The organism is Pseudomonas fragi (assembly GCF_900105835.1).
GTDB lineage: Bacteria > Pseudomonadota > Gammaproteobacteria > Pseudomonadales > Pseudomonadaceae > Aquipseudomonas > Aquipseudomonas fragi.
Genome location: NZ_LT629783.1, coordinates 4,908,846 through 4,926,465, shown reverse-complemented (window position 1 = coordinate 4,926,465; position 17,620 = coordinate 4,908,846). Strand labels below are relative to the sequence as shown.

The 17,620-nt window shown below is 59.4% G+C and carries 14 protein-coding genes; 10 read left to right on the top strand and 4 right to left on the bottom strand.

Annotation, left to right across the window (positions count from 1 at the left end):
- The first annotated feature begins 542 nt into the window (after window positions 1-542).
- Window positions 543-2,660 (top strand): TonB-dependent receptor family protein, encoded by a 2,118-nt coding sequence (locus tag BLU25_RS22755; protein WP_016780188.1) that lies wholly within the window; start codon window positions 543-545, stop codon window positions 2,658-2,660.
- On the opposite strand, the gene BLU25_RS22750 is transcribed toward BLU25_RS22755, so the two are convergent.
- On the bottom strand, window positions 2,657-3,739 hold the full coding sequence (locus BLU25_RS22750) for an AI-2E family transporter (protein WP_016780187.1): 1,083 nt from the start codon (window positions 3,737-3,739) through the stop codon (window positions 2,657-2,659). The two genes, BLU25_RS22755 and BLU25_RS22750, sit on opposite strands and share 4 nt — an antisense overlap.
- A gap of 146 nt (window positions 3,740-3,885) precedes the next feature.
- On the opposite strand from BLU25_RS22750, the gene BLU25_RS22745 reads away from it, so the two are divergent.
- The 8 genes from BLU25_RS22745 (at window position 3,886) to trhP (ending at window position 12,771) form a co-directional block, all read left to right on the top strand.
- Window positions 3,886-5,181, top strand: coding sequence for an OprD family porin (locus BLU25_RS22745; RefSeq protein WP_083369845.1), 1,296 nt, complete (start codon window positions 3,886-3,888; stop codon window positions 5,179-5,181).
- 442 nt (window positions 5,182-5,623) lie between these two features.
- Entirely contained in the window at window positions 5,624-6,451 is an 828-nt protein-coding gene (locus BLU25_RS22740) for an NAD-dependent epimerase/dehydratase family protein (RefSeq protein WP_083369844.1), read from the top strand.
- A gap of 44 nt (window positions 6,452-6,495) precedes the next feature.
- The gene (locus BLU25_RS22735; RefSeq protein WP_016780184.1) at window positions 6,496-7,383 is read left to right on the top strand and encodes a glucurono-1,5-lactonase; all 888 of its coding nucleotides are present in this window, start codon (window positions 6,496-6,498) and stop codon (window positions 7,381-7,383) included.
- A 50-nt stretch (window positions 7,384-7,433) separates the two neighbouring features.
- Entirely contained in the window at window positions 7,434-8,417 is a 984-nt protein-coding gene (locus BLU25_RS22730) for a TRAP transporter substrate-binding protein (RefSeq protein ID WP_016780183.1), read from the top strand.
- Between the two features lie 61 nt (window positions 8,418-8,478).
- Window positions 8,479-9,006 carry a TRAP transporter small permease gene (locus tag BLU25_RS22725; protein ID WP_016780182.1) on the top strand — a complete coding sequence of 176 codons (528 nt, stop codon included), beginning with the start codon at window positions 8,479-8,481 and terminating at the stop codon, window positions 9,004-9,006.
- Window positions 9,007-10,287, top strand: a complete 1,281-nt coding sequence (locus tag BLU25_RS22720) for a TRAP transporter large permease (protein WP_016780181.1) — start codon at window positions 9,007-9,009, stop codon at window positions 10,285-10,287.
- A 146-nt stretch (window positions 10,288-10,433) separates the two neighbouring features.
- A complete protein-coding gene (locus BLU25_RS22715; protein ID WP_016780180.1) occupies window positions 10,434-11,357 on the top strand; it encodes an EamA family transporter in 924 nt (307 codons plus the stop codon).
- A gap of 73 nt (window positions 11,358-11,430) precedes the next feature.
- Window positions 11,431-12,771, top strand: a complete 1,341-nt coding sequence (gene trhP / locus BLU25_RS22710; protein WP_083369843.1) for a prephenate-dependent tRNA uridine(34) hydroxylase TrhP — start codon at window positions 11,431-11,433, stop codon at window positions 12,769-12,771.
- A gap of 108 nt (window positions 12,772-12,879) precedes the next feature.
- Here trhP and BLU25_RS22705 read toward each other — a convergent pair whose 3' ends face one another.
- Together BLU25_RS22705 and htpG are read right to left on the bottom strand one after the other, a co-directional pair.
- Entirely contained in the window at window positions 12,880-13,608 is a 729-nt protein-coding gene (locus tag BLU25_RS22705) for a dienelactone hydrolase family protein (RefSeq protein ID WP_016780178.1), read from the bottom strand.
- A gap of 58 nt (window positions 13,609-13,666) precedes the next feature.
- Window positions 13,667-15,571 (bottom strand): molecular chaperone HtpG, encoded by a 1,905-nt coding sequence (htpG, locus tag BLU25_RS22700; RefSeq protein WP_016780177.1) that lies wholly within the window; start codon window positions 15,569-15,571, stop codon window positions 13,667-13,669.
- 232 nt (window positions 15,572-15,803) lie between these two features.
- Between htpG and BLU25_RS22695 the strand changes: the two genes are divergently transcribed.
- Window positions 15,804-16,073, top strand: a complete 270-nt coding sequence (locus BLU25_RS22695) for a hypothetical protein (RefSeq protein ID WP_016780176.1) — start codon at window positions 15,804-15,806, stop codon at window positions 16,071-16,073.
- 171 nt (window positions 16,074-16,244) lie between these two features.
- On the opposite strand, the gene brnQ is transcribed toward BLU25_RS22695, so the two are convergent.
- Window positions 16,245-17,558 (bottom strand): branched-chain amino acid transport system II carrier protein, encoded by a 1,314-nt coding sequence (gene brnQ, locus BLU25_RS22690; protein WP_016780175.1) that lies wholly within the window; start codon window positions 17,556-17,558, stop codon window positions 16,245-16,247.
- Window positions 17,559-17,620: the final 62 nt, after the last annotated feature.

Sequence of the window (17,620 nt, the reverse complement as noted above, 5' to 3'; positions counted from 1 at the left end):
CCCGCGATGGCAGCACTTTGTTCCTCCAGATAGAACGAGGTGCCTGCATCGCGGGCAAGCCCGGCTCCCACAGTGGAAATATGCCGGTTGCAGATCCCGCCGCCAAACAGGCCGGCCGGTCGGCCGCCTCGGGGTGCAGTGCTTTTGATCTACCAGCCCTCCCGGGAGGCCGAGAGGAGGTTCTGTGGAGTGGGTCGACCGGCATGGATGCCGGGAGAGCCGCGATGGGCCATGGATGGCCCGTGGCGGCGTGCCCACGGAGCAGAACCGGAGCGAGGGAACCTGAGCGCAGCGAAGGCCGTACGATGGGGCGAGGACCTTTTGGTTCCTTTTGGGTCCTTCCAAAAGGGACTCGACGTAAGGTCGAAACCATAGTCCCAGTTAGACACAAATGCCGGATATGTACTCAACGTATCGGTTAATCATGCGATATCAAGCAAACCCTCTCCCACACCTGGAATGCAGCCCGTAACAGTTGCGAGCGATTCTCGGCTTGTATAGGCTGGCGCGCCGCCCGCCTATCGATCTGGAACAGTTAACCAATGCGTCCCACCCTTTCTTCGCTTCTACCCTTGGCGCTGATCTGCGCCGCCCCGGCCCACGGCAATCCCCTGGAACTGGGCGAAGTACAGGTACGCAGCGAAGAAAGCAGCGAACTGCAAGCCGCCCAAAACGCGCTCAATGAAGTGCCCGGCGCCAGCAACCTGATCGACATGACCCGGGTCGAAAATGGCCGCACTGCCAGCAATGCCGATGTTCTGGCCTACCAGCCGGGGGTCTACGCGCAATCGGCGGGCAATGACGGGGCCAAGGTCTCGGTGCGCGGTTCGGGCATCAACCGCGCCCCCAGCGCCCATGGTTCAGGCCTGTATGTCATGTTCGACGGCCTCCCCCTGACCGGCCCCGGCGGTACGCCCTACGAACTGTTCGAGCCGCTATGGTTGAGCCGCGCCGAAGTGCTGCGCGGCGCCAATGGCTTTGACACCGGCTCGCTGGCCCTGGGGGGCTCGATCAACTACGTCACCCACACCGGCTACGACGCGGCGCCATTGCAGGTGCGCTACGAAACGGGCAGCTATGGCTATCAAAAACGCCAGATCAGTTCCGGGCAAGTCCTGGGTGATCTGGACTACTACGTCGCCCTGACCGACTCCGACACCGATGGCTACCAGCATCACACTGCTGGCAGCAGCAAGGGTATCGCGGCCAATATCGGCTATCGCTTCAGCCCGCAACTGGAAACCCGCTTCTACCTGCGCTATCGCGAAACCGATAACGAGCTGGCCGGTCGCGTGACCAAGGCCAACATCCAGCATCACCCCCGCGCCGCCAACCCGGCCTATGTGGCAGGCGACTACACCCGCCCGCAGCCCGGCAGCACCTGGCTGGGCAACAAGACCACGATATATCTGGACGACGACTCACAACTGGAAGCCGGGCTGGTCTATCACGACTACCCGATGGATCTGCGTGAAGGCCCAAACCGTCTGAAAGTTGCCTACACCGACGTCAGCGGTACGCTCAACTACAAGCGCCGCGACACCCTGTTCGGCCTTGAAAGCAAGACCACCGTGGGCCTGCGCAACACCAAGCATTTGCCCAACAGTGGGGCTTCGGAATATGTACGTATACCCGTAGGCAATACCGCAGGTTATGCCCCCGGCACCAAAATTCGCGACTTCAGTTACCAAGGTTCCGATACCGTGCTGCACGCCAGCAATGACCTGGAGCTGATCCCCGACCTGTGGCTGACCACCGGCATGGCGCTGATCTACACCCGCCGCGAGAGCGACGTGAGTTACCCCGAGAGCGGCGGCAAGGTCAGCCAGCATGACTGGGACTACGCGCCACGCCTTGGCCTGCGTTACGAGTTCAACCCGCACTTGCAGGTATACGGCAACCTGAGCCGCTCGGTCGAGCCGCCGCACCCGTGGTCGATGATCTGGGGCTCGCCGTTCACTTTCCCGGTCAACAGTGGCCCGGCCACCGGCCGCCAGAGCACCCCGGTAGCGCTAGACAATCAAACCGCTACCACCCTTGAACTGGGCACCCGGGGTGATGCGTGGTTCGGGCAATGGGATCTGGCCTGGTATTACTCGGCCGTGCGCCATGAACTGCTGAGCGTCGAAACCCAGGCCGCCACTCTCACCCAGAGTCCGATTGTCGGTGAGTCCAACGCCAGCCCTACCGTGCACCAAGGCATCGAAGCCGGTCTCAACAGCCTGTTGTGGGAAAAACCAGCAGTGGGCAAGGTGTCCCTGCGCCAGGCCTACACCTTCAGCGACTTCCATTACCGTGACGACGAGCGCTTTGGCGACAACAAGCTGCCGGGCATCCCGCAGCACTACTACCAGGCCGAAGTGCGCTATGACCACCCGCAGGGCTTCTATGCCGGGGTGAACACGCAGGTTGCCTCACGCATGGCGGTGGACTACGCCAACTCGTATTACACGTCGTCCTACATGTTGTGGGGGGCAACCCTGGGCTACAACGCGCCCAAACAGGACTGGCAAGCCTGGCTCGACCTGCGCAACCTGAGCGGCGAGCGCTATGCCGCCACGGTCACGCCGGGGTATGACGACAAGGGCCTGGACGCCGCGCGCTCCACCCCGGGTGAAGGCCGGGGCGCCTATGTGGGGGTTTCCTACAGCTTCCGTTAATCAGCGGACGGGATATCGGCCGGCAACCGCACCTTGCGGCGGGTGCCGCTGAACAAGCCCCAGCTGGACAGGAACAGGGCGGCGATCAACGGCCCGATCACAAAGCCATTGAGGCCGAAGATCGCCATGCCGCCCAGGGTCGAGATCAGGATCAGGAAGTCCGGCATTTTCGTGTCCTTGCCCACCAGGATGGGGCGCAACACGTTGTCCACCATGCCGATCACAAACACCCCGTACAGCGCCAGCACCACCCCCTGCCAGACCGAGCCGGTCACCACGAAGTAAACCGCCACCGGCGCCCAGACGATACCGGCACCGACGGCGGGTAGCAGCGACAGGAACATCATCAGCACCGCCCAGAACAGCGCGCTATGGATGCCCAGCACCCAGAAAATCACCCCGCCCAATGCCCCCTGGGTAATGGCCACCGCCAGGTTGCCCTTGACCGAGGCCCGCACCACACGACGCAACTTGAGCTGCAACAGGCGTTTTTGCTGCTCGGCCAGCGGTACTGCGTTGCGGATGGTGCGCACCATCTGCTGGCCGTCACGGATAAAGAAGTACAGCAGATACAGCATGATGAAAAAGCTCACCACCAGATCAAAGGTGCTCTGACCGAAGCTGAAGACCTGGGTGGCAAAAAACTGGCTGCCTTCGAGGGCGCCCTTGGATACTTTCTCACTCAGCCCGTCAATATTGCCCATGCCGAAACGGTCAAGCCAGTCCTGCGCGGTGGCCGGCAGGATGTCCTTGAACTGCATGACATAGCTGGCGACGTTGATTCTGCCGCTTTCAACATCCTTGTAGAGCGTTGCCACTTCCTGCACCAGCAAGGTCGTGGTGATGATCACCGGAATGATCGCAATCACCGTACAGGCCCCCAGCGTGGCAAAGGTTGCCAGGTTGCGCCGCCCCTTGAGTTTGAGCAGCAGCTTGCGTTGCAGGGGTGCAAACAGGATTCCCAGGGCCACTGCCCAGAAAATCGCGCCATAAAACGGCAACAGGATCCAGATAAACGCGATGGTGACCAAGGCCAGCAACAGGAGCAGGGTTTTACGTTGCAGACTTGTTTCGTTCATGAGCAATCCATGTCAGTAAGGCGTGTAGGAATCTAGTGGTCGCAGTGTAGCCGCTGGCATTGACAACTCCCTAGACACTCTGTAAATAATCTGCGTAGTTGTACGACAACAGATAACAAAAATAATAATATTCAGGAGCTCTACGGATGATCGCACCTACCTGCGCCCCCGCCCTTTTCACACGCTCAAAAACCGCACAAGGCACCCGCTCGCTGATGTTGCTCGGACTTGGCAGCATGGGCCTGGCCTTGCCGTTGACGGGCCTGGCCGAAGGTTTCGTCGATGACACCAAAGCCACGCTGACCCTGCGCAACGCCTATATCAACCGCAACTACACCAACCCCGACTACCCGCAGAGCAAGGCCGAAGAGTGGACGCAAAACTTCATTCTCGACGTCAAGTCCGGCTTTACCCAGGGTACGGTGGGCTTCGGGGTGGATGTGCTGGGGCTTTACTCGCAAAAACTCGACGGTGGCAAGGGCACGGCCGGCACTCAACTGTTGCCGACCCACAGCGACGGCGAGCCCGCCGATAACTTTGGTCGTTTGGGGGTTGCGGCCAAGGCCAAAATCTCCAATACGGAACTTAAAATCGGCGAGTGGATGCCGGTACTGCCGATCCTGCGCTCGGACGATGGCCGCTCCCTGCCACAAACCTTCCGCGGCGGCCAGATCACTTCAAAAGAAATCGCCGGGCTGAACCTCTATGGCGGCCAGTTCCGCGCCAACAGCCCGCGCAACGATGCGAGCATGGAAGACATGTCGCTCAACGGCAAAGGCGCCTTCACCTCTGACCGCTTCAACTTTGCCGGCGGTGACTACAGCTTCAATGAAAAACGCACCCAGGTCGGCCTGTGGTACGCCCAGCTCGAAGACATCTATCAGCAGCAATTTTTAAACGTGTTGCACAGCCAGCCGGTTGGCGATGTGACACTGGGCGCCAACCTCGGTTATTTCTGGGGCAAGGAAGACGGCAGCAAACTGGCGGGTGACCTCGACAACAGAACCGCCTACGCCCTGCTGTCGGCCAAATACAAGGGCAACACCTTGTATGTGGGCCTGCAGAAAATCAGTGGCGACGATGGCTGGTTCAAGGTCAACGGCACCAGCGGCGGCACCCTGGCCAACGACAGCTACAACTCCAGCTACGACCTGGCCAAGGAACGTTCATGGCAAGTGCGTCACGACCTCGACTTCGCGGTACTCGGCGTACCCGGCCTGACCATGATGAACCGCTATATCAGCGGCGATAACATCCATACCGGCAGCATCACCGACGGCAAGGAATGGGGTCGCGAATCTGAACTGGCCTACACCGTACAGGCGGGTACATTCAAGGACCTCAACGTGCGCTGGCGCAACGCGAGCATCCGCCGCGACTACAGCACCCACGAGTTCGATGAAAACCGCATTTTTATCAGCTATCCGTTGTCGTTGCTGTAAAGCATGCCTGCACCATCGGGGTGAGCTTGCGACCCTCACCCCAGCCCTCTCCCAAAGGGAGAGGGGGCTAATGGGTGGCGTTGCACAGACCTGCTCTTGCCTTTAGTCCCCTCTCCCTCAGAGAGAGGGGGCTAATGGGTGGCGTTGCGCAGACCTGCTCTTGCCTTTAGTCCCCTCTCCCTCAGAGAGAGGGGGCTGATGGGTGGCGTTGCGCAGACCTGCTCTTGCCTTTAGTCCCCTCTCCCTCAAAGAGAGGGGGCTGATGGGTGGCGTTGCGCAGACCTGCTCTTGCCTTTAGTCCCCTCTCCCTCCGGGAGAGGGCTAGGGTGAGGGGCTTTGGCTTCACAAACTTGCGCATTGACAACCACCACAATGACTGTGAATAATCCAGACCAAGTCATACGACAACAGATGACAATAACAAGAACGACAGGGAATTTTGATGACAACCACTCACACTGTCCAAACCCCCTTCAATCGCCTTCTTCTCACCGGTGCCGCTGGCGGTCTGGGGAAGGTGCTGCGCGAAACCCTCAAGCCCTATGCCAGGGTGCTGCGACTCTCTGATATCGCCGCAATGGCCCCGGCGGCTGACAGCCGCGAAGAAGTGTTCACCTGCGATCTTGCCGATAAACAGGCCGTCCACCAGTTGGTTGAAGGCGTAGACGCCATCCTGCACTTTGGCGGCGTCTCGGTGGAGCGCCCGTTCGAAGAGATCCTCGGCCCCAATATCAGCGGCATTTTCCACATTTACGAAGCGGCACGCCCGCATGGCGTCAAACGGGTGATTTTCGCCAGTTCCAATCATGTCATCGGGTTCTACAAACAGGACCAGACCCTGGATGCTCACTCCCCGCGTCGGCCTGACAGTTACTACGGGCTGTCCAAGTCTTATGGCGAAGACATGGCCACCTTCTACTTCGACCGCTATGGCATCGAAACCGTCAGCATCCGTATCGGCTCCTCGTTCCCCGAGCCGCAAAACCGCCGGATGATGAGTACCTGGCTGAGCTTTGCCGACCTCACGCAACTGCTGGAGCGCTCGCTGTACACGCCCAATGTCGGCCACACCGTGGTCTATGGCGCCTCCAATAACCTTAATGTGTGGTGGGACAACCGTTTTGCTGCCCACCTTGGGTTCGAGCCCAAGGACACGTCAGAAATTTTCCGCGACAAGATCGAAGCCCAGCCGATGCCCGCAGCCAATGACCCGAGCATGGTTTACCAGGGCGGCGCCTTTGTCGCTGCCGGCCCGTTTGGCGACGAGTAAACCCGCGCTGCCAGCAGAACAAGATCAACAGAGGCCAAGGCATCATGACAGCTGAACTGATTCTCGATGCACGCAACGCCACCGGCGAAAGCCCGGTCTGGAGCACCACTGAACAGGCACTCTACTGGGTGGATATCCCGGCAAAACGCTTGCATCGCTGGAGCCCTGCCGATGGTAAAGAGCAAAGTTGGCAAGCCTCGCAAATGCTCGCGTGCATCGCTCAGACAGGTAATGGCAATTGGATCGCCGCGATGGAAAACGGGCTGTTCGCTATCACCCCCCACGCCGACGGCAGCCTCGACAGTCGTTTGCTGGCCAGCGTGACCCACGCCCTGCCAGGCATGCGCTTCAACGATGGCCGCTGCGACCGCCAGGGCCGCTTCTGGGCGGGCAGCATGCTGATGGACATGGCCGCCGGCGCACCGGTGGGCGCCATGTACCGCTACAGCGCAGGCCAGACCGAGCCGCTCACGGCGCAACTGCAAGGCTTTATCGTGCCCAATGGCCTGGCGTTCAGCCCCGATGGCAACACCCTGTACCTGTCGGACTCACACCCGGATGTGCAAAAAATCTGGGCTTTTGACTACGACACCGACAGCGGCACCCCACACAACCGCCGCTTGTTCGTGGATATGACCCAACACCCCGGCCGCCCCGATGGCGCGGCGGTTGATGCCGATGGCTGCTACTGGATCTGCGGCAACGATGCCGGGCTGATCCACCGCTTCACCCCCGAAGGCAAGCTCGACCGCTCCCTGGCCGTGCCCGTGAAGAAACCGGCGATGTGTGCCTTTGGCGGAGCAGACCTGGACACCCTGTTCGTAACCTCGATCCGCCCCGCCGGGGACCTGACCGACCAGCCCCTGGCCGGGGGCGTGTTCGCCCTCAGGCCCGGGGTCAAGGGCCTGCCGGAGCCCCGCTTGAATAACTGAACAACTGATCCAACACCTTGAAATAACAAAAACAATATTTGGAGTGACCCATGGATTTCAAACGCACCCTGCTCATCGCTGCATTGCCCCTGGCTTTCTGCCTCTCAGGCGTGGCCCAGGCCGAAATCAAGATCAAGTTCGCCGAGGTTCACCCCACGGGCTACCCGCCGGTGGTGGCCGAACAGGAAATGGGCAAAAAACTCCAGGAACAAAGCAACGGCGATATTTCCTTCAAGATGTTTGCCGGTGGCGTACTGGGCTCAGAGAAAGAAGTGGTCGAGCAATTGCAATCCGGCGCGGTGCAGATGACCCGGGTCAGCCTCGGCATCCTCGGCCCGGTAGTGCCGGAAACCAACGCCTTCAACCTGCCGTTTGTGTTCCGCGACCAGGCCCATATGCGCAAGATCATCGACGGTGAGATCGGCCAGGAGATGCTCGACAAGATCAGCAACTCCGACTTCAACATGGTCGCGCTGGCCTGGATGGATGGCGGCACACGCAACCTGTACACAAAAAAACCGGTACGCGAGATGGCCGACCTCAAGGGCATGAAAATCCGCGTACAGGGCAATCCGGTGTTTATCGACACCATCAACGACATGGGCGGCAACGGCATCGCCATGGCCACCGGCGAGATTTTCAGCGCCCTGCAGACCGGCGTGATCGATGGTGCAGAGAACAACCCGCCAACCTTCCTTGAACACAACCACTACCAGAACGCCAAGTACTTCACCTGGACCGACCACCTGATCCTCCCCGAGCCGATCGTTATCGCCAAGACCACCTGGGCCAAGCTCAGCCCGGAGCAGCAAGCCCTGGTGCAAAAATTGGCGCGTGAAGCGCAGATGGAAGAACGAGTGATCTGGGACAAAAAATCCGCCGAAAGCGAAACCAAACTCAAAACCGCAGGCGTGGAGTTCATCACCCTCACCCCCGAGCAGAAAAAGGCCTTCTACGACGCCACCCAGCCGGTTCGCGACAAGTACGGTGCCAACTACAAAGACCTGATCTCGCGCATCGAAGCCGTCCAATAAGCCAGTCCGATAACGCCGCGGTGGCGGGCGCCAGCCCGTTTGCCGCGCAGTGGTGAGCCCCATGAAAAATACCGTACTGCGCTTTAACGACATGCTGTACAGGGTCTGTATCGGGATCGCCGGTTTGTCGGTGCTGACCATGACCCTGATCATCCCCTGGGGCATTTTTGCCCGCTATGTGCTGGGCAGCGGCTCAAGCTGGCCCGAGCCCACGGCCATCTTGCTGATGGTAGTGTTTACCTTCTTCGGCGCCGCCGCCAGCTACCGGGCCGGTGCCCATATGGCCGTGGCGATGGCTGTCGAGCGCATGCCGGCCCATGTGCGCAAACTGGCCGCGGTGCTGGTGCAAATCCTGATGGTCATCGTCTGTCTGTTTATGACGGTCAAGGGCTTCAAGCTGTGCGCGACCACCTGGAACCAGTTCCTTGGTGAAATGCCGAGTTTGCGCGTAGGCATCTCCTATCTGCCAATCCCCCTGGGCGGCATCGTGACCCTGATCTTCGTCCTGGAGAAACTCTTCCTGGGTGACCAAAGCCACCGCCGCGCCGTGCGGTTCGACATCGTAGAAGCCAGCGAAGAGGCCGTATAAATGGACGCTTTCGTACTGTTGGGCAGTTTTATCGCCCTGATCCTGCTCGGCATGCCGGTCGCCTACGCGCTGGGTCTGTCGGCACTGGTCGGCGCCTGGTGGATTGATATCCCGTTCGATGCCCTGATGATTCAAGTAGCGGGCGGCGTGAACAAATTTTCCCTGCTGGCGATCCCGTTCTTCGTACTGGCGGGGGCGATCATGGCCGAAGGCGGCATGTCGCGCCGGCTGGTGGCCTTTGCCGGGGTGCTGGTGGGATTTGTGCGCGGCGGTCTGTCGCTGGTGAATATCGTCGCCTCGACCTTCTTTGGCGCGATCTCCGGTTCGTCGGTGGCGGACACCGCGTCCGTAGGCTCGGTACTGATTCCGGAAATGGAACGCGCTGGCTACCCTCGCGAGTTCTCCACGGCCGTGACGGTCAGCGGTTCGGTGCAGGCCCTGCTCACCCCGCCCAGCCACAACTCGGTGCTGTACTCGCTGGCAGCGGGGGGCACGGTATCAATCGCTTCGCTGTTTATGGCCGGGATCATGCCGGGGCTATTGCTCAGCGCGGTGATGATGGGTCTGTGCATGATCTTTGCGCGCAAGCGCAACTACCCCAAGGGCGAAGTCATCCCGCTGCGCCAGGCGCTGAAAATCGCCGGTGAAGCGATGTGGGGCCTGATGGCCATGGTTATCATCCTGGGCGGCATCCTGACTGGCGTCTTCACTGCCACCGAGTCGGCGGCGGTCGCGGTGGTGTGGTCGTTCTTCGTCACCATGTTCATTTACCGCGACTACAAGTGGCGCGACCTACCCAAGCTGATGCATCGGGCGGTGCGCACCATTTCCATCGTGATGATCCTGATCGGCTTTGCTGCCAGCTTCGGTTACATCCTGACGCTGATGGAAATCCCGATGAAGATCACCACCGCGTTTCTGACCCTGTCGGATAACCGCTATGTGATCCTGATGTGCATCAACGTCATGTTGCTGCTGTTGGGCACGGTGATGGACATGGCGCCGCTGATCCTGATCCTCACTCCGATCCTGCTGCCGGTGATTATCGGTATCGGTGTCGATCCGGTGCATTTTGGCATGATCATGCTGGTCAACCTGGGGATCGGTCTGATCACACCGCCGGTGGGCGCGGTGCTGTTTGTCGGCGCGGCGGTAGGCAAGGTGACGATTGAGAACACAGTTAAAGCGCTGCTGCCGTTCTACCTGGCGCTGTTTATGGTGCTGATGCTGGTGACCTATGTGCCGGCCATCTCGCTCTGGCTGCCAAGCCTGGTGCTGTAACCCGCCTTCCCCCTGTGGGAGCGGGCTTGCCCGCGATGCCGTCACCTCGGTGTATCTGAAATAACGAGGCGACCCCATCGCGAGCAAGCCCGCTCCCACAGAGGTATTCCAGCGGCTCTATTTCCAGCCAAGGAGGCTGGTTGCTTATGTCTGCTCCTGCATTGTTCCCCCGCCATATCGCGGTATTGATCCTGGTACTGCTGGCCTGCGCATTTGCGGGCAATCATATCGCCGCGCGCATTGCCTTCGACCACGACACCGGGCTGTTGCTGGCGATTCTGTGCCGCGCCGGCGTGACCCTGTTGGTGCTGACCAGCCTGGTACTGTGGCAACGCGAACGCCCCCGTTTAACCCCCGCCAACTGGCGCTGGCAGCTGCTGCTGGGGTTGTTGATCGCGGCGCAAAGCTTCTTTATCTATTCGGCCGTGGCCCGCATTCCAGTGGCCCTGGCGCTGCTGATCGGCAACATGGCGCCGATCCTGCTGGTGCTGCTGACCTGGGCCCTGGGCGGGTCGGCACCGACCCGGCGGGCCGCACTGTTGATGGGGTTGATCATGTTCGGCCTGATCTTCGCCCTCGACGTGCCCGAGCGCCTGTCCAGCCAGGGCAGCAGCGAAACGCAATGGCTCGAAGGGATTCTGTTCGGCTTCGGCGCCGCCTGCGTGTTTGCCTGCGCGCTGTGGATCACCGACCACAAGCTGTCGGGCCTGCGCGGCACCGTGCGCAGCATGCTGACCATGTTGATCGTATTCAGCGCCGCGACCGTGGCCGGGCTCAGCGGCGTGCTGCCAGGTGGTGTGTCCCTGCCCGGCTCCTCCACCGGCTGGGCCGCCCTCGCCTGCCTGGTGGTGCTCTATGGCCTGGGTTTTTGCCTGCTGTTTATCTGCATGACCCGCCTGAACATGGCTCGCAACGCACCTGTGATGAACGTCGAACCGGTGGCAAGCCTGCTGTTTGGCTGGCTGATCCTGGACCAGTTGCTCAGCAGCGGGCAAATCATCGGTAGCCTGATTGTGGTGGCGGGCATCGTCTTGCTGACGTGGCCACGCAAGATCGAAGCCTCAAGCTGATTGCATAGATCCAGATCAATAATCGCGCATTGAGGCTCGACTACCATCGCGCCTTTTTGCGAACGAACCGACTATGCGCCTTGCTCCGCCCGAACTCCTCGCCCCTGCCGGCACCCTGAAAAACATGCGTTACGCCTTTGCCTATGGCGCCGACGCGGTGTACGCAGGCCAACCGCGCTACAGCTTGCGGGTGCGCAACAACGAATTCGACCACGCCAACCTGGCTATTGGCATCAAAGAGGCCCAGGCCCAGGGCAAGCGTTTTTACGTGGTGGTCAATATAGCCCCGCACAACGCCAAGCTGCGCACCTTCCTCAAGGATCTGGAGCCGGTGGTAGCCATGAACCCGGATGCGCTGATCATGTCCGACCCGGGGCTGATCATGCTGGTGCGCAAAAACTTCCCCCATGTGCCGATTCATTTGTCGGTGCAGGCCAATACGGTCAACTGGGCCAGTGTCGAATTCTGGCGCCAGCAAGGTCTGAGCCGCATCATCCTGTCGCGCGAGCTGTCGCTGGAAGAAATCGAAGAGATTCGCCAGCATGTACCCGACATGGAACTGGAAATTTTCGTCCATGGCGCGCTGTGCATGGCCTACTCAGGGCGCTGCCTGTTGTCCGGCTACATGAACAAGCGCGATGCCAATCAGGGCAGCTGCACCAATGCCTGCCGCTGGAAATACGACGCCAAACCGGCCACGGAAAACGAACTGGGCAATATCGTCAATGTGGTCGAGCCAACCCTGGGCGTGGGCTCGCCGACTGACGAAGTGTTTGTACTGAACGAAGCCAACCGTACCGATGAACCGATGACCGCGTTCGAGGACGAACACGGTACTTACATCATGAACTCCAAGGATCTGCGTGCTGTACAGCATGTGGCGCGGCTGGCGGAAATGGGCGTGCATTCGCTGAAGATCGAGGGCCGCACCAAGTCGCACTTTTACTGCGCACGGGCCACCCAGGTGTATCGCAAGGCCATCGATGATGCGGTGGCGGGTCGTGAGTTTGACCGCAGCCTGATGACCGATCTGGAGTCCCTGGCCCAGCGCGGCTATACCGAAGGGTTCTTGCGCCGCCATGTCCACGATGAATACCAGAACTACCTGCATGGCAGTTCATTGTCCCATCGCCAGCAGTTTGTAGGGGAATTGACCGGCGAACGACGCAATGGCCTGGCCGAAGTCAAAGTGAAAAACCGATTTGCTTTGGGCGATCATCTGGAGCTGATGACACCCCACGGCAACTATCACTTTGATCTGGAACGTTTGCTTAACAGTGCAGGCTTGCCGACCCAAGTGGCGCCGGGTGATGGCCACACTGTGTACCTGCCAATCCCCGAACAGGTGGACTTGAACTACGGGTTATTGATGCGGGATTTGACGGTGAGCGAGGTGATGGAACGTTCGGCGTGACCACTGTGGGAGCGGGCTTGCTCGCGATAGCATCGCCCGGTTTTGTCTGACAGACCGAGCCGTCAGCATCGCGAGCAAGCCCGCTCCCACAGACTGTCGTGATTGCGATTAATCGCGAAACACTTCATCCAGCAGGTTATGCATGGCGGTAAACGCCCGACCCGCCGTTTTGGCGTCGTACATCATCTTGCCCGGCACATTGGCGTGGGGGTCGGTGAATGAATGCACTGCGCCGCCATAGCTGGTCAGTTGCCAGTCCACACCCGCCGCGTTCATCTCCGCCTCGAACGCTGGCAGCTGCTCGTTGGGCACCAACGGGTCAGACGCGCCGTGCAACACCAGCACCGCACCCTTGATGCTCTGGGCATCGATAGGGTTAGGTGTGTCCAGCGTGCCGTGGAAGGACACCGCAGCTTGCAACGGCGCACCGCTGCGTGCCAGTTCCAGTGAACAGCAACCGCCAAAACAGAAACCAAAGGTTGCCAGCTTGTTGCTGTCGACCTGGGCCAGGCCCTGATTTTTCAGCATGTCATAAGCAGCCCACATACGCTTGCGCAGCAAGGCGCGGTCGTTTTTCAACGGCATCATTGCCGCCCCCGCCTCGTCGGCGTTGCCGGGCCGGGTGCCCTGCCCGTACAAATCAGCGATCAATACCACATAGCCCTGCTCTGCCACCGATTTGGCAATCTCTTCGGCGCCCGCGCTGATGCCCATCCAGTTGGGCGCCATCAGCAAACCCGGCAACGGATCTTCACGGCTCGGATCAAAGGCCAGACGGCCTTCGTAAGGTTGGCCGTCGATTTGATAAGCCACAGAGCTGACCGAAATGGATTTCATCAAAAACTCCTGAATTTGAAACAAAAAAAACCCGCCGAAGCGGGTTTTTATAGCGCGGTTAGACCGACAACTCTACTAACAATTTGTTTAGCCGACGGACATAGGCCGCAGGGTCTTTCAAACTGTCACCGGCTGCCAGGGCTGCCTGGTCGAAGAGGATGTGCGACAGGTCGCCAAAACGCTCTTCGCTCTGCTCGGCATCGAGTTTCTCGATCAGCGGGTGAGCCGGGTTGAACTCGAAGATCGGCTTGGACTCAGGCACTTTCTGACCGCTGGCTTCGAGGATCTGACGCATTTGCATGCCCAGGTCCTGCTCACCGATGGCCAGGATCGCCGGCGAGTCAGTCAGACGATGCGATACGCGCACTTCGCTGACGCTTTCACCCAAGGCAGCCTTGATGCGCTCAACCAGACCTTCTTTGGCCTTGGCCACTTCTTCTGCGGCTTTCTTGTCCTCTTCCGAGTCCAGGTTGCCCAGATCGAGGTCACCACGGGCCACGTCGACAAAGCTCTTGCCGTCGAAGTCGCTGAGGTAGCTCATCAGCCACTCGTCGATGCGGTCGGTCAGCAGCAGCACTTCAATGCCTTTCTTGCGGAAGACTTCGAGGTGTGGACTGTTTTTAACCTGCGCGTAGGTTTCGCCAGTCAGGTAGTAAATCTTGTCCTGACCTTCCTTGGCACGGGCCAGGTAGTCGGTCAACGAAACATTCTGTTCGCCGTCGTCGCCGTGGGTCGAAGCAAAACGCAGCAGACCGGCGATTTTCTCTTTGTTGGCGAAATCTTCGGCCGGGCCTTCTTTCATCACCTGACCGAAGTTTTTCCAGAAGCCCTGGTATTTCTCCGGCTCGTTCTTCGCCAGTTTTTCCAGCATGTCGAGGACACGCTTGGTCAGCGCCGTCTTCATCGAGTCGATGATCGGGTCTTTCTGCAGGATTTCCCGCGACACGTTCAGCGACAGGTCGTTGGAGTCGATCACGCCCTTGATAAAGCGCAGGTACAGCGGCAGGAAGGACTCGGCCTGATCCATGACGAATACACGCTGTACATACAGCTTCAGGCCTTTAGGCGCTTCACGTTGGTACAGATCAAACGGTGCACGGGCCGGCACATACAGCAGCGAGCTGTATTCAAGCTTGCCTTCAACCTTGTTGTGGCTCCAGGCCAGCGGGTTCTCGTAGTCATGGGCGATGTGCTTGTAGAACTCCTGGTATTCCTCGTCCTTAACTTCAGTGCGAGGACGGGTCCACAGGGCACTGGCACGGTTAACGGTTTCCCATTCCAGTGCGGGTGCCTCTTCGCCTTCGGCCACGGTCTGCTCTTTAGGCAGCTCGATCGGCAAGGCGATATGGTCGGAGTACTTCTTGATGATGTTGCGCAGGCGCCAGCCGTCAGCGAATTCGGATTCGCCGGGCTTGAGATGCAGCACGATCTTGGTGCCGCGGTCGGCCTTCTCGACGGTGGCCACTTCAAACTCGCCCTCGCCCTTCGAAGACCAGTGCACGCCTTCGCTTGCCGGGGTACCGGCACGGCGGCTGTACACGTCAACCTTGTCGGCAACGATAAAGGCCGAGTAGAAACCCACGCCGAACTGACCGATCAGGTGCGAATCTTTTTTCTGGTCGCCGGTGAGGTTTTTCATGAAGTCGGCAGTGCCGGACTTGGCGATCGTACCCAGGTGGGTGATCACGTCATCGCGGTTCATGCCGATACCGTTGTCTTCGAGGGTGACGGTGTTGGCGTCCTTGTCGAAGCTCACACGGATTTTAAGCTCGGCACCGCCCTCCAGCAGATCTGGCTTGGACAATGCTTCAAAACGTAATTTGTCGACAGCATCAGAGGCGTTCGAGATCAGTTCGCGAAGGAAGATTTCCTTGTTGGAGTACAGCGAATGGATCATGAGGTGCAGCAGTTGCTTGACCTCGGTCTGGAAGCCCAGGGTTTCTTTTTGAGTTTCCACGCTCATTGTTATCAAACTCCGATTGGATGGCAGTGGCCACGCCCGTGAGGGTTAGCGGCGGGATGAGTTGAAAGTTGGGGCCAGCGCTGCAAATTTCAAGGCCTGATGGAGAAGCTCAAGTTTTTACCAGTAGTTTCAGCCCATGCTGCTTTACTTATATATGTGTTCGAGCATGGAACTTAAGCGATCAGCCCATGCTCAAACGCCCCGTAGATCTACTCACAAGGAGAAACACCCCATGCGTAATACTTTTGCTGTTGCCTTGATGCTCGCTGCTTCGCTTGGCCTGGCGGCCTGCGATAAGAAATCCGAAGACAAAGCCCAGGATGCTGCTCAGCACTCTGAGCAAGCTCAAGAAAAAATGTCTGAAGCACAAGACAAAGTGAACGACGCGGCCAAAGAAAACGCCGAAGCTGCAAAAGCACAAGCCGAGTCCAATAAAGCCGCTGCTGAAGAAGCCGGCCAGACTGCCCCGGTTGCACCTGCGGCAACTCCAGAAAGCAAGTAACACCACTTTCTGCGTAATAAAACCAAGCCCGCCAAGTGCGGGCTTTGTTGTATCTGAACGTTAATGGCGACTGATGGCATGTATAAATACACGGCCATTAAAAAAGCCCTGCATCCATTAAGATGCAGGGCTTTTTTATTGACTCGGCAACGCTTTTGGCGGACCGGGCAATTACGCCATTGCTTCAACTCGTTTGCCCAGCAGGCGGTCACAAATCACTGCGCCCAGCAAGGTCACAAGACACGGCACCAACCAGGCCAGGCCCTGTTCGCTAAAGGGCATATTGGCCAATTGGGCTGGAATCCAGTCGCCCATGCCAGCGCCTTTAAGCGCATCGATCGAGCCAAAGAAGAACGACACCAGCATCACCGGACCCACGATCCGCGCCTGGGCATTCCACAAGCCTTTGCAGAAGCTCAAGGCCACCAGCACGATGCACGGCGGGTAGATCGCCGTCAGCACCGGGATGGAGAACGCGATCAACTGGGTCAAGCCAAGGTTCGACACAGCCAGCGAAAACAGCGCAAGGATGATCACCAGCGTCTTGTAGGACAGTGGCAATACGGTGCTGAAGTATTCAGCGCAGGCACAGGTCAGGCCAACGGCCGTTACCAGGCAGGCCAGAGCGATCAGCACGGCCAGGAAACCGCTGCCCAGCGAACCGAAAGTGTGCTGCACATAGGCATGCAGTACCGCCGCGCCATTGGTTGCGCCTGCTGCCACTTCATGGCTGCCGGCACCCAGGCGGAACAGGCTGATGTACACCAGCGCCAGGCCGACACCGGCGATCAAACCGGCGATGATGGCGTAACGGGTGATCAGCTTGGGCGACTCGACGCCACGGGAACGGATGGCGTTTACGATCACGATGCCGAACACCAGTGCGCCCAGCGTATCCATGGTCAGGTAACCATTGATAAAGCCCTGGGAGAACGGTGCGGCAACGTATTCCGGGGTTGCAACGCCGACATCACCCGCAGGCAAGGCAACGGCAGCAATGCCGAGAATGGCCAGGGCGATGATTTTCAGCGGGGCGAGGAAGCGCCCTACCGTATCCAGCAAGCGACCCGGGTACAGCGACACAAAGAACACGATCAGGAAGTACACCGAGCTGTACAGAAACAGCGCCAGCGGACTTTCACCGGTCAAGGGGGCCAGGCCCACTTCGAAAGACACGGTGGCGGTACGCGGGGTTGCGAACAGCGGGCCAACAGCCAGATAGGCCACAGCCGCCAGCAGGCCGCCGGCGATCTTGCCGATAGGGCTGCTCAGTGCATCCATGCCGCCGCCGACCTTGGCCAGGGCAATAACGGTGACTACCGGCAGGCCGACTGCGGTGATCAGGAAGCCCAATGCGGCCATCCAGACGTTAGGTCCGGCTTGCAGGCCAACGATTGGCGGGAAAATGATGTTGCCAGCCCCAACGAACAGGGCAAAGGTCATAAACCCAAGTGCCAGGATGTCCTGGCCTTTCAATACTTTCATTACGGAAATACCACACTACTGAATCGGGATTTAGAGGGGAATTTCCCGTGCGGATGTGGGAA

Bases quoted from the DNA above. Each gene is read 5' to 3' on its own strand.
- BLU25_RS22725 (WP_016780182.1), top strand. From the start codon at position 8,479: ATGAAAAATACCGTACTGCGCTTTAACGACATGCTGTACAGGGTCTGT.
- BLU25_RS22715 (WP_016780180.1), top strand. From the start codon at position 10,434: ATGTCTGCTCCTGCATTGTTCCCCCGCCATATCGCGGTATTGATCCTG.
- BLU25_RS22705 (WP_016780178.1), bottom strand. From the start codon at position 13,608: ATGAAATCCATTTCGGTCAGCTCTGTGGCTTATCAAATCGACGGCCAA.
- BLU25_RS22735 (WP_016780184.1), top strand. From the start codon at position 6,496: ATGACAGCTGAACTGATTCTCGATGCACGCAACGCCACCGGCGAAAGC.
- brnQ (WP_016780175.1), bottom strand. From the start codon at position 17,558: ATGAAAGTATTGAAAGGCCAGGACATCCTGGCACTTGGGTTTATGACC.
- BLU25_RS22755 (WP_016780188.1), top strand. From the start codon at position 543: ATGCGTCCCACCCTTTCTTCGCTTCTACCCTTGGCGCTGATCTGCGCC.
- htpG (WP_016780177.1), bottom strand. From the start codon at position 15,571: ATGAGCGTGGAAACTCAAAAAGAAACCCTGGGCTTCCAGACCGAGGTC.
- BLU25_RS22745 (WP_083369845.1), top strand. From the start codon at position 3,886: ATGATCGCACCTACCTGCGCCCCCGCCCTTTTCACACGCTCAAAAACC.
- BLU25_RS22695 (WP_016780176.1), top strand. From the start codon at position 15,804: ATGCGTAATACTTTTGCTGTTGCCTTGATGCTCGCTGCTTCGCTTGGC.
- BLU25_RS22730 (WP_016780183.1), top strand. From the start codon at position 7,434: ATGGATTTCAAACGCACCCTGCTCATCGCTGCATTGCCCCTGGCTTTC.
- BLU25_RS22720 (WP_016780181.1), top strand. From the start codon at position 9,007: ATGGACGCTTTCGTACTGTTGGGCAGTTTTATCGCCCTGATCCTGCTC.
- trhP (WP_083369843.1), top strand. From the start codon at position 11,431: ATGCGCCTTGCTCCGCCCGAACTCCTCGCCCCTGCCGGCACCCTGAAA.
- BLU25_RS22750 (WP_016780187.1), bottom strand. From the start codon at position 3,739: ATGAACGAAACAAGTCTGCAACGTAAAACCCTGCTCCTGTTGCTGGCC.
- BLU25_RS22740 (WP_083369844.1), top strand. From the start codon at position 5,624: ATGACAACCACTCACACTGTCCAAACCCCCTTCAATCGCCTTCTTCTC.